The 14920-nt window shown below is 53.3% G+C and carries 16 protein-coding genes; 6 read left to right on the top strand and 10 right to left on the bottom strand.

Features of this window, described 5'->3' with window-relative positions; translation table 11 throughout:
* Window positions 1–100 precede the first annotated feature (100 nt).
* The gene (locus D9A02_RS10455; protein ID WP_120500918.1) at window positions 101–1129 is read left to right on the top strand and encodes a DMT family transporter; all 1029 of its coding nucleotides are present in this window, start codon (window positions 101–103) and stop codon (window positions 1127–1129) included.
* Window positions 1126–2040: a DMT family transporter gene (locus D9A02_RS10450; RefSeq protein WP_120500917.1), complete on the top strand. Its 915-nt coding sequence runs from the start codon at window positions 1126–1128 to the stop codon at window positions 2038–2040. The genes D9A02_RS10455 and D9A02_RS10450 overlap by 4 nt, the downstream gene beginning before the upstream one ends.
* 28 nt (window positions 2041–2068) lie before the next feature.
* On the opposite strand, the gene queF is transcribed toward D9A02_RS10450, so the two are convergent.
* The 5 genes from queF to proS all read right to left on the bottom strand — a co-directional run bounded on the left by queF (window position 2069) and on the right by proS (window position 5817).
* Window positions 2069–2530, bottom strand: a complete 462-nt coding sequence (queF, locus tag D9A02_RS10445; RefSeq protein ID WP_120500916.1) for a preQ(1) synthase — start codon at window positions 2528–2530, stop codon at window positions 2069–2071.
* A gap of 12 nt (window positions 2531–2542) precedes the next feature.
* The gene (gene queE / locus D9A02_RS10440; RefSeq protein WP_120500915.1) at window positions 2543–3262 is read right to left on the bottom strand and encodes a 7-carboxy-7-deazaguanine synthase QueE; all 720 of its coding nucleotides are present in this window, start codon (window positions 3260–3262) and stop codon (window positions 2543–2545) included.
* A complete protein-coding gene (queD, locus tag D9A02_RS10435) occupies window positions 3259–3615 on the bottom strand; it encodes a 6-carboxytetrahydropterin synthase QueD (protein ID WP_120500914.1) in 357 nt (118 codons plus the stop codon). The genes queE and queD overlap by 4 nt, the downstream gene beginning before the upstream one ends.
* A complete protein-coding gene (queC, locus tag D9A02_RS10430; protein WP_120500913.1) occupies window positions 3615–4310 on the bottom strand; it encodes a 7-cyano-7-deazaguanine synthase QueC in 696 nt (231 codons plus the stop codon). The genes queD and queC overlap by 1 nt, the downstream gene beginning before the upstream one ends.
* A 169-nt stretch (window positions 4311–4479) precedes the next feature.
* On the bottom strand, window positions 4480–5817 hold the full coding sequence (gene proS / locus D9A02_RS10425; protein ID WP_120502479.1) for a proline--tRNA ligase: 1338 nt from the start codon (window positions 5815–5817) through the stop codon (window positions 4480–4482).
* A gap of 191 nt (window positions 5818–6008) precedes the next feature.
* Here proS and D9A02_RS10420 point away from each other — a divergent pair, with 191 nt between their 5' ends.
* Genes D9A02_RS10420 through D9A02_RS10405 form a run of 4 tightly spaced genes read left to right on the top strand, consistent with a single transcriptional unit; the run spans window position 6009 to window position 11597 of the window.
* Entirely contained in the window at window positions 6009–7076 is a 1068-nt protein-coding gene (locus D9A02_RS10420) for an AI-2E family transporter (protein ID WP_120502478.1), read from the top strand.
* 28 nt (window positions 7077–7104) lie between these two features.
* Window positions 7105–7776, top strand: a complete 672-nt coding sequence (locus D9A02_RS10415; RefSeq protein WP_120500912.1) for a DnaA/Hda family protein — start codon at window positions 7105–7107, stop codon at window positions 7774–7776.
* 48 nt (window positions 7777–7824) lie between these two features.
* On the top strand, window positions 7825–9999 hold the full coding sequence (locus tag D9A02_RS10410; protein ID WP_120500911.1) for an RNA degradosome polyphosphate kinase: 2175 nt from the start codon (window positions 7825–7827) through the stop codon (window positions 9997–9999).
* Window positions 10000–10052: 53 nt separating this feature from the next.
* Window positions 10053–11597, top strand: coding sequence for a Ppx/GppA family phosphatase (locus tag D9A02_RS10405; protein ID WP_120500910.1), 1545 nt, complete (start codon window positions 10053–10055; stop codon window positions 11595–11597).
* Window positions 11598–11603: 6 nt separating this feature from the next.
* Here the strand turns inward: D9A02_RS10405 and D9A02_RS10400 are convergent, their stop codons facing one another.
* From D9A02_RS10400 to D9A02_RS10380, 5 genes are read right to left on the bottom strand one after another with little or no spacing between them, the layout of a single operon-like run.
* Entirely contained in the window at window positions 11604–11996 is a 393-nt protein-coding gene (locus D9A02_RS10400) for a hypothetical protein (RefSeq protein WP_120500909.1), read from the bottom strand.
* 49 nt (window positions 11997–12045) lie between these two features.
* Window positions 12046–13071, bottom strand: coding sequence for an endonuclease/exonuclease/phosphatase family protein (locus D9A02_RS10395; protein ID WP_120500908.1), 1026 nt, complete (start codon window positions 13069–13071; stop codon window positions 12046–12048).
* A 2-nt stretch (window positions 13072–13073) separates the two neighbouring features.
* A complete protein-coding gene (locus tag D9A02_RS10390) occupies window positions 13074–13751 on the bottom strand; it encodes a DnaJ family molecular chaperone (RefSeq protein ID WP_120500907.1) in 678 nt (225 codons plus the stop codon).
* A gap of 9 nt (window positions 13752–13760) precedes the next feature.
* Window positions 13761–14282: a GNAT family N-acetyltransferase gene (locus tag D9A02_RS10385; RefSeq protein ID WP_120500906.1), complete on the bottom strand. Its 522-nt coding sequence runs from the start codon at window positions 14280–14282 to the stop codon at window positions 13761–13763.
* The gene (locus tag D9A02_RS10380; RefSeq protein WP_120500905.1) at window positions 14279–14890 is read right to left on the bottom strand and encodes a VOC family protein; all 612 of its coding nucleotides are present in this window, start codon (window positions 14888–14890) and stop codon (window positions 14279–14281) included. The genes D9A02_RS10385 and D9A02_RS10380 overlap by 4 nt, the downstream gene beginning before the upstream one ends.
* Window positions 14891–14920 lie beyond the last annotated feature (30 nt).

Raw genomic sequence — 14920 nt, 5'->3', positions numbered from 1 at the left:
AGAAGCGACACATTGTCGCAAATAAACGCGAAACCGTCGCGACTCAGGTGCACCATCGACTGCAGCGGAAATTCAAACCGCGACAGCCGAAAGGTGCCCCATGACATCGATATCACCATCCACCTACACCGCCCCTTCACGTTCTGTGCAAGGCATCATTGCTGTTGAGCTAGGCATGGTTGTCTTTGTGTTTCAGGACGCCATGATGAAAACCATGCTGGATCTGCATCCGATCTGGTTTTTGATCTTCATGCGGGCCGTGGTTGCTGTCTCGCTATTGATCCCATTGATCGTGATCCTTGGAAAACCTCATCGCCTGTTCACACCACTTTGGCCCCTGCACCTGCTGCGCGCCTTCTTGTTTGCCAGCGGATTCAGCATGTTTTACGCCGCCTTTCCGTTCATGGGACTGGCCGAGGTGACAACAATTTTCTTCTCAGCCCCGCTGATTACCGCGTTGATGGCCGCCCTGTTCCTGAAGGAACAGATCGGACCGCACCGTATTGGTGCCCTTATTGTCGGATTTATCGGCATCCTGATTGCGATGAACCCCTTTGGCGGTGATTTCAGCTGGATCGCCATATTACCGCTTGGCTGTGCCGTAACCTATGCCGCTTCTCAGGTTCTGGCACGCAAAATCGGCGAACGCGAAAGCTCATTGACCGTTGGCCTGTATACTTTGGCCATATCTGGCATTTTGATCCTGCCCATGGGTTGGGGCATGAACCAGATTTTCGCATTTGGCCCCGAATACAGCCACCTGCAATGGAGCTTTGGCATCAAGGATACGCACGATCTGCTACTGCTGGTTGTTCTTGGCCTTTTGGGCACTGTGGGTTGGATCTTGTTATCGCGCGCCTACCAGATCGCCAACCCAAGTCTGGTTGCAACTTTTGATTATACTTACCTGCCCTTTGCAACCATTCTGGCCTACTTCATGTGGGACGAAGTTCCACCAACTGCGACCTTCATCGGCATGAGCATTATCATCGCCAGTGGGCTCTATGTTGGTCTGCGCGAAATTCGAGCTGCGCGCGGCTCAAAAGAGCAACCCTTTGTTGCCGAGACCACCTATGCACCGGGCAACCCGTTAACAGCTTATAATGCCTATGATGACGACCTGAGATGAGCGCGACAACCACCACATCGGTTGAGACGTTTCGAGACCCGCACGGCATAATGTTTGTCTGCCTTTCCGGCGTTTTATGGTCAACTGTCGGCCTTGGCATCCGCCTTATTGAGGATGTGCAAGTTTGGCAGATCCTGTTTTACCGGTCCTTTGGCCTGTCTGCGCTGCTCTATGTCGTGATCCTGTTCAGAACAGGGGAAAGCCCATTCAAGCTTGTGTGGCTTACCGGTTGGGCCGGGCTGATTGGTGCGCTGGCGCTTGTTGCGGCCTATTCGGGCGGCATCTATGCCATGCAAACCACATCAGTGGCCAATGCCATGTTATTGTTCGCCAGTGCACCCTTCATGGCCGCAATCTTGGGACTTATCGTTCTAAGGGAGCAGGTCAAACCACACACTTGGGGTGCGATCGCCGTGGCTCTTGTCGGTATCGGCATCATGGTCTGGGATGAATCTGGCAGCACCGCAGTGATCGGAAATATCGCAGCGCTTGCATCAGCCTTTGGGTTTGCTGTGTTCACTATCGCGTTACGGTGGGGTAAAAACGGAGAAATGCTCCCGATCGTGTTTTTATCCGGTCTCTTGGCAATCGTAATCATGGGCGCAATTTGCTTAATCCTTGATCTACCTCTGACCCTAAGCCAGCGCGATGGCGCCATCGCCCTGACCATGGGCGTGTTTCAAGTCGGGGCCGGGTTGGTGCTTTACACCCTAGGGTCAAAGTCTGTACCCGCAGCAGAGTTGACACTGCTGTCTCTGGCCGAGGTGATTCTCGGTCCGTTCTGGGTCTGGCTGTTTCTGGGTGAGATGATCTCCAGATACACCCTATTGGGGGGTGCGATCTTGCTCTTAGCGATTGCCGGAAACACCGCTTTCAGCGCTCGTCGCCGGCGACCACCGCCACGTATATAAGATACAGCCTCACCCAGAAAGTTGTATGTTAGCCACGCCCTCGATACGGTGGCACGCCCTGATCAGGGATCCAAACACCCTCAGGCATACCACCGGTCTGCCAGAAAACATCAATAGGAATGCCGCCACGCGGATACCAGTATCCACCGATGCGCAGCCATTGCGGCTCCAGAAACTCTGCCAAGCGGCGCGCGATACTTACGGTGCAATCTTCATGGAAAGCACCATGATTTCTGAAGGATGTGAGGTAAAGCTTAAGTGACTTGCTTTCTACCAACCATTGGCCCGGAACATAATCAATCACCAAGTGGGCAAAATCGGGCTGTCCGGTCATCGGGCAAAGCGACGTAAACTCTGGCGCAGTAAATCGCACATTGTATGACACATCCGCCTGCGGATTTTGCACCCGCTCCAGCTCGGCCTCTTCCGGGATTTGCGGCTGGACCGTTGCGCCACCTAGCTGTTTTAAATCTTTGTAGATATCGCTCATATCCGTTCCTTTTCAGATCCCGCGCTTGTTGCCCCACAGCATCACATGCAACTGGGGCAGCACTCGCGCACTATACCACTTCACTTCAATCACCTGATCAACCAGCCAGCGCATACGTTCATCTATGCCCTCGATGTCCACCTCGGCGTCATCATCTTCAGGCGTTGGTGGGGTATGATTGCCCGGCTGCAGATAGATGGGAAGGTCTGGAAACCGTCCTGCCACCTCCCGTGCATAGGCAAAATCCACCTCGTCAAACACCACGATTTTCAGAACTGTCTGCGCGGCCTCCTGCTCGACACATCTAGCCAGCACATCCCAATCGGTTTCCATCCCGCTGGAAGGCGGCTTGGGGCTAAGCACCAGCATATCGAGCTTGGCAAACCAGTCTTTGACCACGCTGCCTTGAGTTTCCATGCCAAAGGTATAGCCTTGCGCATGCCCATGATCGATCAACCCACCAAGTGGTTGAATAGCGGGGTTTCCCCCAGACAGAGTGATCATCAAAGGTTCTTCGTTGGCGAGTTTTTGAACCTCATCCAACACCGCCTGGGCAGACATCGGTGCCCACATATGGCGGTATTCCTGATCAACCGCATGCAGGCTATCACACCAGGAGCAGCGAAAATCACAGCCCCCCGTACGCACAAACACCGTGGGCACACCTATGACAGCCCCCTCGCCTTGGATGGTAGGACCAAAGATTTCCGAAACTCGGATCTTCTCGCTCACGGCTTGTATTCCGCCCAGGTTTTGGGTGTTTCGCTGACCCGCACGGCGCTGACCTCAACCCAGCGCGCCTTGGCCCAGTTATAGAAATGTTTGGCCAAACGTTCTGCCGTGACCATATCATCCCCCAACACTTCGTTCAGGTGACGGTGATCAAAGGTATCATCGATATAAGCCTTAAACGGCGCGAGCTCCTGATAGTCGCGCACAAAACCGTTGGCGTTCAGCTCTTGCCCTGACAGTTCAATCATCACAACATAGTTGTGACCATGCAGCCGCCCGCATTGGTGCCCTTCGGGCAAGCCAAACAGCTGATGAGAGGCAGAAAAGGCGAATTCTTTGGTGATCCGGTACATTACTGTGCCCCTTCTATTGCCGCCTGCCAGAAGTCCGGGTCGGCATAATCAGTTGGATCTTCCACCCCGGCCAGATGGAACGCCTCGCGCCGCTCGACACAGGTACCACAACGCCCGCAATGGCGCTCACCGCCCTTGTAGCACGACCAAGTATCACCAAAGGGCGTGTTGTGCTTTGCACCATCTTCGACAATCTGCGCTTTTGAGATATTCACATAGGGCGCATAGAGTTGCACATCAGCATAGCCATCAAGCGCCTCATTCTGCATCACTTGAAATGCATCAATGAATTCCGGGCGACAGTCTGGGTAAATGAAGTGGTCACCACCGTGTACTGCCACTGCAACAGCATCCGCCTTTTCTGCAGCGGCCATACCAAAGCCAATCGCCAACATGATGGCGTTGCGGTTGGGCACAATGGTGATTTTCATCGTCTCTTCAGCATAGTGCCCATCCGGCACATCTATATCATCAGTCAGAGCCGAGCCGTTCAATGCTGCGCCAATGGCCCGGATATCTACGACTTTATGCAATACGCCTAAACGCTTGGCGCAATCTGCAGCATATCCCACTTCTTTGGAATGACGCTGTCCATAATCAAACGACAGCAGGCCACAAAGCTCATGCTCTGCAGCTACTTTATGTGCCAATGATACAGAATCCAGCCCGCCTGAGCAGATCACGATCGTCTTCATGGTGTCATCCTTGTTTTTTTAGCGCGGGTAGGCTGCGACCGCGACGGGCCGCTTCCTACACCGTTCATACACGCATGGCAACAGGTGGGATCAATGCCCTACTGAAGTAGGCCCCATCCGCAGATCATATTAAACCCGTATGAGGCGGGCCTTCAGCTCGCCATCTGTTTCAGAGGCCCGCGTAAATCTCAGCGATACGTTTAACCGCCTCTTCTGGAGACAGTTCTTCGCTTTCGCCAGTGCGGCGACTGGTTAGCTCAACCACGCCATTCTTGAGCCCGCGTGGGCCAACGGTAATCCGCCATGGCAAACCGATCAGATCCATAGTGGCAAACTTGCCGCCTGCCCGTTCTTTGCGATCATCATATAGCGGATCCAGTCCCAACGCAGTGAGTGACTTGTAAAGCGCATCACAAGCGGCATCCGCTTCTTCGTCACCTTGTTTGAGGTTCACGATACCGCAATGGAACGGAGTGACGCCCTCCGGCCAGATGATACCCTTGTCGTCATGGCTTGCCTCGATGATCGCACCAATCAGGCGCGACACACCAATGCCGTGGCTGCCCATATGTACCGGCACTTTCTTACCATCAGGGCCCTGCACCATAGCGTTCATCGCCTCAGAGTATTTGGTACCAAAATAGAAGATCTGCCCAACCTCAATGCCGCGCGCAACACGACGACGATCTTCAGGAACCTCGCTGAACTTCGCCTCATCATGGGTTTCGTCCGTGCGGGCATATTTCGAAGTGAATTCCTCAAGGATCGACTGGCACTGCGCGTGATCGTCATAATCTATCTCACGGTCGCCAAATGATAGGTCAGTGACGGCACTGTCATAGAACACCTCAGATTCACCTGTATCGGCCAGCACCAGGAATTCATGCGTATAATCGCCACCAATGGGACCACCATCGGCGCGCATTGGAATGGCCTGCAGGCCCATACGTTCATAGGTACGTAGATAGCTGACCAGATGGCGATTGTAGGCGTGCAGTGCATCTTCTTTGGTCAGATCAAAATTATACCCGTCTTTCATGAAGAACTCGCGGCCGCGCATCACGCCAAAGCGTGGGCGAACTTCGTCGCGGAACTTCCACTGGATGTGATAGAGCGTCAATGGCAAGTCTTTATAGCTACCAACATGAGAGCGGAAGATATCGGTAATCAGCTCTTCGTTGGTTGGGCCATAGAGCATATCGCGATCATGCCGATCGGTGATGCGAAGCATTTCCTGACCGTAGTCATCATAGCGACCCGACTCGCGCCAAAGATCCGCAGATTGCAAGGTTGGCATCAGCATTGGTACATGACCTGCACGTACTTGTTCTTCGTGCACAATGTTTTCCAGCTTACGCAACACCTTGAACCCCAGCGGTAGCCAAGAATAGATCCCGGCGCTGGATTGCTTGATCATACCAGCCCGCAGCATCAACCGATGGCTTGCGATCTGAGCCTCAGACGGTGTTTCTTTCAGGACCGGCAGAAAGTATCGGGACAGGCGCATATCAAACCTCAGCAAAATTGGTGTTTGGCCCCGTTTATGGTTTTGTGCGGCATCAGACAAGCCATGTTATCAACCACAAAACGAGATCCACGTTAGAAGACAGAAGAAGATGCGCAAATTGTATAGCCCACTTGCATACTTTCCACGCATAAGCGATGACTGAGCAGCACATTTTCAGAACAGAGGCCAGCATGGCATTATCAGCAAAGACACAACTGAAATCCTGGGGCATCGCGACGGCGATATTCTTTGTTTTGATGTGGTTTTTAGGCGATGTGATTATGCCATTCGTTCTCGGGGCTGCCATTGCTTACATGCTTGATCCAATTGCTGATCGGTTCGAGGCAATAGGGTGTTCTCGCGCCTTGTCAGTCGGGATCATAACCTTGTTGTCAATTCTGGTCTTCGCCGCCGCCATTTTGATGTTTATTCCGGCATTAATTGAGCAGGCCGTCGCCCTGTTTCAAGCGGCACCCGAAGCGTTCCATCAACTGCATGTCCTCATCTCAGAGCGCCTTCCTCAGATTGATGACCGCAATTCAGCGCTGCGCGAAGTATTGGATTCAATCGGTGCAACGCTGAAAGAAAAAGGCCCAGCCTTTGTAGAGGCTGTTCTGGGTTCGGCGGCATCCATCGTAAACGTCATCATCTTGTTGGTGATTGCCCCCGTCGTGGCGGTCTATCTACTTTATGACTGGGATCATATGGTCGCAAAGGTAGATGATCTGCTCCCGCGGGATCATGCCCCAATCATTCGCCAGCTTGCTAAACAAGTTGACCGAACGCTTGCCAGCTTTGTGCGTGGGATGGGAACCGTTTGCCTGATTTTAGGGGCTTATTATTCGATTGCGCTGATGATCGTGGGGCTGCAGTTTGGTCTCTTAGTTGGCGCGGTGGCTGGTCTGGTCACCTTCATTCCCTATCTGGGGGCACTGATTGGAGGCGCTCTCGCAATCGGATTGGCCTTGTTCCAGTTCTGGGGCGATTGGGTCATGGTTGCTCTGGTTGCAGGTATCTTCATGATCGGCCAAATGCTTGAGGGTAATTTCCTAACCCCCAAACTGGTTGGCAGTTCCGTGGGTCTGCATCCCGTTTGGTTGATCTTCGCACTATCCGTCTTTGGTGCACTTTTTGGCTTTGTCGGCATGCTGGTTGCCGTGCCGCTTGCGGCTGCAATCGGGGTGTTTGCGCGCTTTGCCATTGGCCAGTATAAGTCAAGCCTTCTGTATCGCGGGCTAGACAATTCCGACGTGCAGTAAAGATCACAAGACATTAAGGACCGCAGTCATGGCCGAACAACTGAGCTTTGATTTACCAGTGCGGCAGGCATTGGGCCGGGAGAACTTCTTCGTCTCCCCCTCAAATGCAACAGCCGTAGCAATGATCGAAGGTTGGCAAAACTGGTCAGCGCGCAAATTATGCCTTACTGGTGCGTCCGGCTCTGGCAAAACCCATCTAACCCACGTTTGGGCCGCCCTCAGCGGCGCGCAGATCATTGCAGCAGACAACCTCTTAGAGCAAGATGTTCCATCCCTTGCATCAGGACCTGTTGCCATTGAGGATTGCGAGACGATCGCAGGTAATCCAGATGCTGAACAGGCTTTATTTCACCTACACAATCTGACCTTAGCCGAAGGTCATTCGCTGTTGTTCACGGCATCCAACGCACCGTCGCGTTGGCCCCTGACGCTGCCAGATCTGACTAGCCGGATGCAGGGCACACCAACAATCACTTTAGGTCCGCCCGATGACACATTGTTGTCCGCCGTTTTGATGAAGCTATTGTCAGATCGACAACTGTTGCCCAGCCCAGAAACGATTCCATATCTAACCCGCCGGATTGATCGATCCTTTGATACCGCACAGAAAATCATCACCCGGTTGGATGCGCTCGCCTTACAAACCGGGCGGCCAATTACACGCAATATGGCAGCCAAACTACTGGATGAAGAGGAATAGCGCCGTTTTTTTCTAGAAACTGTCACATTCGCCCAGTAAACCTAACATATGTCAAACGCTGATTTTTTATCCTCACCGCTGCCTGAACCTGTTGAGTTCAAGGATTTAGACAAATCTGGCCCTGGTCGTTTCTTCAACCGTGAGCTCAGCTGGTTGGCGTTCAACTGGCGTGTGTTGGAAGAGGCGCAGAATCCCCGTGTGCCGCTGTTGGAACGGCTGCGCTTTTTGTCGATCTCAGCCAACAATCTGGATGAGTTTTACAACGTCCGTGTCGCCGGCCTACGTGAGCTAGCCCGTGCTGGCAACACCACCCCAGCCTATGACGGCCTGACACCGGCTGAGCAGCTGGTCTTGATCAACGAAGACGCACGACAATTGCTTGAGGCACAGCAAAACACATTTGAAATCCTGAGCCGAGAAATGGAAACTGCGCAAATCACCATTCTCGACAATGACAGCCTAAGCAAAGACGACAAAACCTATCTGGCAGATATCTTTCTCAATCAGGTATTTCCCGTTCTGTCACCGCTTGCAATTGATCCAGCACATCCCTTCCCGTTCATTCCCAACCTTGGTTTTTCGCTGGCCCTACAACTTGAGCGTAACTCTGACAAAAAACCGCTGATGGCCCTGCTGCCAATTCCGCATCAGATTGACCGTTTTGTAACGTTGCCATCTTCAAACGGCACTCATCGTGTTTTACCACTGGAAGAGCTTCTATTGCTGCACCTCAGCAGCCTGTTCCCGGGGTATAAATACAAATCACACTGTAGTTTCCGTGTCCTGCGCGACAGTGACCTCGAAGTTGAAGACGAGGCCGAAGATCTGGTACGCGAATTCGAAGTCGCGCTAAAACGCCGCCGTCGCGGGGAGGTGGTGCGCCTCAAAATCTCAGGCGACGCTCCGAGGCAACTGCGCCGCACCATTATGCAAGAATTGCACGTCTCACCCGATGAGGTGGTCGAGGTCAAAGGCATGATCGGTCTGGCCGATTTAGGAGAACTGGTGCTTGATAGTCGACCTGACCTATTGTGGCCCAATTTTACCCCGCGGGTGCCTGAACGCGTGCAAGACCATGATGGCGATATGTTTGCGGCCATTCGCCAAAAGGACATGTTGCTGCATCACCCATACGAGACCTTTGATATGGTCGTGCGCTTTTTGGCGCAGGCAGCGCGTGACCCCGATGTGGTGGCCATTAAACAGACGCTGTACCGAACCTCAAAAAAATCCCCGATTGTTGAGGCCCTGTGCGAGGCTGCCGAAGATGGAAAATCTGTCACCGCGTTGGTCGAGCTAAAAGCCCGGTTTGATGAGGCTGCAAACATTCGCCAATCCCGCCGCCTTGAACGTGCAGGCGCGCATGTTGTGTACGGCTTTCTTGACCTCAAGACACATGCCAAAATCTCAACCGTTGTGCGCCGTGAAGGTAAAAATCTGGTGACCTATACCCACTATGGTACGGGCAACTATCACCCGATCACCGCCAAGATTTACACTGATTTAAGCTTTTTCACCTGTGATACCTCACTGGGGCGGGATGCCACCAAAGTGTTCAACTATCTATCGGGTTATGCCCAGCCTGAAAAATTGGATAACCTGTCAATCTCTCCAATCTCTCTCAAACCCAAGTTGCTAGAGATGATCGGAAAAGAGATTGAATATGCAATACTCGGAAAACCAGCCGAGATCTGGGCCAAAATGAATTCTGTGATCGACCCTGATGTGATCGATGCGCTTTATGCGGCCTCAAACGCCGGGGTGAAAATCAATCTGGTTGTACGTGGCATTTGCGGGTTGAAACCCGGCATCAAAGGTTTAAGCGAAAACATCCGTGTCAAATCCATTGTCGGGCGGTTTTTGGAACATTCCAGAATTGTCTGTTTTGGGAACGGTCATGGCCTGCCATCCAGAAAAGCACGAGTTTTCATCAGCTCTGCCGACTGGATGGGACGCAACTTGAACCGGCGTGTTGAGACCTTGATTGAGATCGAGAATGCCACCGTCAAAGCCCAAATTGTCAGCCAGGTAATGGCCGCAAATCTGGCAGATGTGGCGCAGAGTTGGGTCATGTCGTCCGATGGACGCTTTACCCGACCAGAGCCACCAAAGGGCAAGTTTGCGTTCAATTGCCACAGGTTCTTTATGGAAAACCCATCCCTGTCTGGTCGTGGATCTGCCGGGGCTTCTGATGTTCCAAAACTGACACACACCAAAGATTGACCGCCCTGCTTTGCTGGCGCATACACAACAAAAAATTACGACCGGGGGATCATATGAACACCACTGGAGCAACTGCGCCAAAAGACTGGAGGCCGTTTCGCCGCCCTCTTTTCAATGACCCTTCAGCACGCGCACTTAGCCGCGTTGGTGTGATTGATGTCGGCTCTAACTCTGTTCGTATGGTCGTTTTTGATGGCGCTGCACGCAGCCCGGCCTATTTCTTTAACGAAAAGATCATGTGCGCGCTTGGTGCCGGTATGGCGCAAACCGGGCGGCTTAACCCCGAGGGGCGTGTTCGGGCGTTGGCCGCGTTGAAACGGTTCCAATTGCTGGGCGAAGCCATCGGAACCGGCCCGCTGAGTGCTGTCGCCACCGCCGCGGTACGAGAGGCAGAAGACGGCCCTGAATTCCGCGACGAGGTCGAACGCGAAACCGGAATCAAACTTTGGGTTGTAGACGGTCAGGAGGAGGCCCGCCTATCGGCGCAAGGTGTGCTACTGGGATGGCCTGGTGCTTATGGCCTAGTTTGCGATATCGGTGGGTCATCAATGGAGCTGGCCGAGATCAATGGCGGCGAGGTTGGAAATCGCATCAGTTCAGATCTTGGGCCCCTTAAGCTACGTGAATTGAAGGGCGGCAAAAAGGCCCGAAAAGAACTGATCCGCGACACGCTGTCGGGCATGCATAAGGCGCTTGGGCCTCAAGAAAACCGCCTGTTTCTGGTTGGTGGATCATGGCGCGCAATTGCCAAGATTGACATGGCACGCCGGGGTTACCCCCTACTGGTGCTGCACGAATACCGCATGACGCCAAAGGCCGTACGCGATACCGCCGATTACATCGCCCTGACCAATCTTGATACCCTCAAGGTGCAGGCTGATGTGTCTTCTGCCCGGATTTCGCTTGTTCCTCATGCCGCTGAGGTCCTGCGCGAGATTGTGAAAACTTTCAAACCGCATGATATCGCCATCTCAAGCTATGGCATTCGCGAAGGGCTTTTGTACGAACAGATGCCGCAACGCCTGCGCGACCGCGACCCGCTGATTGAATCCTGCCATTTTGCTGAATCCAAAGATGCCCGCCGCCCCGGACAAGGCAAGGTAACATACAACTTCATTTCGCCCTTGTTCAAAAAGGCAACAGCCGATCGTATTCGTTTGGTCAAAGCCGCCTGTCTATTGCATGACGTCAGCTGGCGCTCTCACCCGGATTACCGCGCTGAAGATTGCTTTGAAAATGCCACACGTTCCAACTTGGGTGGGTTAAAGCATTCTGAACGAGTGTTTCTAGGTCTGGCCCTGCATTACCGCTATTCCAACAGCAGCTCAGGCACCCGGTTTGAAAAGCTGATGCATCTGATCACACCAAAAGACGCCTATGAGGCCAAAGTGCTGGGCAAGGCCATGCGCCTTGCTGCGATGCTTTGGTTTGATATGGAATCCCCTTCGGTCGAGCTCAGCTGGTATCCGAAAAAACGGGTAATTGAGTTGCACCTGACAGATAAAACTGCCCCATTATTTGGCGAGGTCGCGCAGGCGCGCTATCACTCTCTGGCGGAGACGCTGGAGGCCATGGCCAAGGTCACGATCCAAACCTGAGTCAGATCAGATATCGATTTCTTCTTCAGCGTTATCTTTCTGCGGCTCCTCAGTCTCCTGTTCCTCAGGTGTTTTGCGACGAATGATGATGTCGCCATTGGGCAAAATCTCAGGCGGGTGATAGGCGCTGAAATCTTCGATCTTGCCCAGTAAGTCGATGAATGCAGGCCCCATGTCCTGTATCAGTCCACGCAAGCTAGGTTCCATTTCACTGGCCATGCCTTCGAGATCTTTCAGTGCGGGCTCCATCTCGCTTAGGAAGCCTTCTAACAACATTTGCATGCCTTGTTCCATCAGCGATGGACCATCATTCACCTCATCCTTGCGCTCAGCCTCCTGTGCAAAGGAAGGTACAGCCAGATGGGCCAGAGTCGCGGTCATAAGCAAAATTCGTTTCATGATCTCAATATAAGTGCCTGTTGTGAAATTTTAAGGTCGCAGTCCATGATCACAACTCAATATCCAATGTGACCGGAAAATGATCGGACGCCATGATTAGCGCATCGCGCAATTCCGGCACTTGCCAGCAGGACGGATCATCAAACGGATGCCAGATCCGCCAGCGCGGTTTTTTACCCCGTAAATGCGGGGATATCATAATATAATCCAACAGCGCCTGCATATATCGCTTTTCTTGTGATAGATAGAACCTTGCCGATGAATACCGCGCCCCCAAACGCCGTGTCAGCGCCTGCCGCGCATGTGGGTCATAAAGCCTGTGATCACCCTCTTGCCCCAAAATAATCTCAACTGTCGAGCGACCAAAGAGATGCTCATATTCGTCCAACCCGGGGCCATCATTGAGGTCGCCCAGAACAATCACCGGCTCGTCTGCCCCTAGATGTTGATCAATTCGCTGCCTAAGCCAGACCGCCTGCGCCTGTTGTTTGCGCCGATTTGCGATCGACATTCTGATCGCTTCATCCCGCCCCCGTGCCCCATGCGGAGCCTTTGATTTCAGGTGCGCCCCGATCAATCGAAACGGCACGCCATCCCGCGGCGTGATCGCCAGCTCAATCGGAGGTTTGGAAAACACCACAAGATCTTCGGTGGCATCAATGTCCAAGTCTATCCTGAACACGCCGTCAAATCGCGGCGCATCAGACGAGCCTTTTTTGCCGGTTTCCTGTCCTTTTGGATCATGCACACAAGAAAGTTGTTCGGGATCATAGAGCAGCGCAATCTCTTGTTGGGTGTCATTGGCAAAGCCTAAGGCGGCGCGGCGCGCGCGAATGCCCATCGCGGCAGCAAAATGTTCCAGCGCCGCAACAGTACTGCGGTGTTTGTTTTGATCCGGAGCTTCAACTATCAAGATAGCATCGGCATCCAGTGCGTTGAAGACAATACCTAAAGCTGCCAATTGATCGCGACGGGTGATATCGTAACGCGCGGACCATTCGCCATCATCCAGCAAGGCCCCATCATCATCGAACAGAGCATTGAACCATTCAACATTATAAGTCGCGATCCGCATATTCAGCCCCCCTGATTAACCGCCTCCCACGCATGATTGATATCAACCATGCGTTTTTCAGCCAGCTTGATTGCCTCTTGCGGAACGCCGCGCGCGATCATTTGATCCGGGTGGTTATCCCGTACTAGTTTACGCCAAGCCTTGCGAATATCAGCCATCGGGGTGTCTGGACTGACCCCCAGAACCACATAAGGATCCGGTTCCGCATCCGGTACATAGCGGCTGCGTAATGCGGCAAACCCGGCTTGAGATATACCAAAGATCTCGGCCACGCGTTCCAAAAAAATGTCCTCATTCGGATGGTAAACCCCATCGGCAATCGCGATGTGAAACAAACCCTCCATCAGATCACACAAGGCGCCCTCTTCTTCTTTGAACATGCTTTTGATCCGCTCGGCATATTCTTCAAACCCCGCCACATCCTGCCGCGCCAGATTAAACACCCGGGCAGCCCCGGCCTCATCATCGCGGGCAATCTGGAACACCTCGCGAAAGGCAGCCACTTCGTCACGGGTAACCAGACCGTCGGCCTTGGCCATTTTGGCCCCCAGACCGATCACAGCAATGGCAAAGGCTACGCTACGCTCTGGCGGGGTGCGCAGGCGGTCCAGAATATCGCTCAGAGATTCCCCATTGGCGAGAGCTGACAGAGCATCCGATATGCGGGTCCATAAAGACATGCGTTCAACCTAACGGCTTTGTCTTGGGTTGTCAGTGCGACAATCCAGCATTTTTTGCAAAAGAATCAAATCCATCCAGCGTCCAAACTTTCGACCAGCCTTGGCAATATACCCGGCCTGTGTGAACCCTATCGCTCTATGAAAGGCAATCGCATCCGGATTTTCTGCGCTAATTCCCGCCACCAGACTGTGGACACCACCCTGACAAGCCGCGGCTTCAAGCGCAGCCATCAAGGCGCGACCCATCCTGCCGCCGGTAGCCACCTTTGACAACATGATGCTGTGTTCCATCGTGTGGGCATATCCCGGTCCACCACGAAATTGCGCATAGGTGGCAAAACCCAACACCTTACCCGCATCTTCGATGATCAAAAACGGCAGACCCATCTGTGTTTTTTCACTGATCACAGCCGCGATGGCTGCAGGTGCTTTTGCCGATGTCGTAAACGTCACTGCAGTTTCGCGAATATAAAAGTTCCAAATCGTCGCAATGTCGGCGGCATCACTGCTATTTGCCGCCCGAATCCTCATGACAGGATCCTCTCCCCCATTGGTGTTTCAAACACATAGCTTTGTTTGGCCGGGCCCTGCTCAAACACGACACGCGGGTCAGTCAGGCGAGAATGTAAAGTGGCTTCTAGCTCTGCGGCTTGAGGATGCTGCACGATTATTTGAGCGAGCCTACACCCTGAGCGATCCAACCGCGTAGCAGGATGCGGGGCGCATTGCCATTCGATCAACGCAGGAAACATGTTGTCATAGGGCAAAATCCCACTATCCGGGACCGCCATCTGCCAGCGCAGATCACCACGCGCCAATGGCACCGCAGTGCCTGCCCCCTCGAATTGCGCAATCGCTTCACTCAACGATCCTGTGCGACAAATCCAGATCGCAGGACGTGCCTGCCCGGTAAAGCGATCCAAATCGAACCAACGGGGATAAGGCAGAGGCGGCGCATCAGGATCCGTGGCTATGACCTCTAGATACAGCCCATCCTCCAAGCCCAGTAGCATGTTGTGGGTGCCAAAATGCGCGTGCTGCCCGCCGAGTTGCAACGTCACCCCCAATGTCGTTTCAACCCAGTTTCGCCCGTCTTCCAGTGTTTCACAGGCAATCGCGATATGGTCCAGCTCTAACATCTCAAGTCTCATTTCTGCAGGTTGGGCAGC

Source organism: Roseovarius sp. EL26 (assembly GCF_900327775.1).
Lineage (GTDB): Bacteria > Pseudomonadota > Alphaproteobacteria > Rhodobacterales > Rhodobacteraceae > Roseovarius.
Note: the sequence above shows the minus strand (reverse complement) of the source record. Positions and strands in the feature narration are given on the sequence as shown.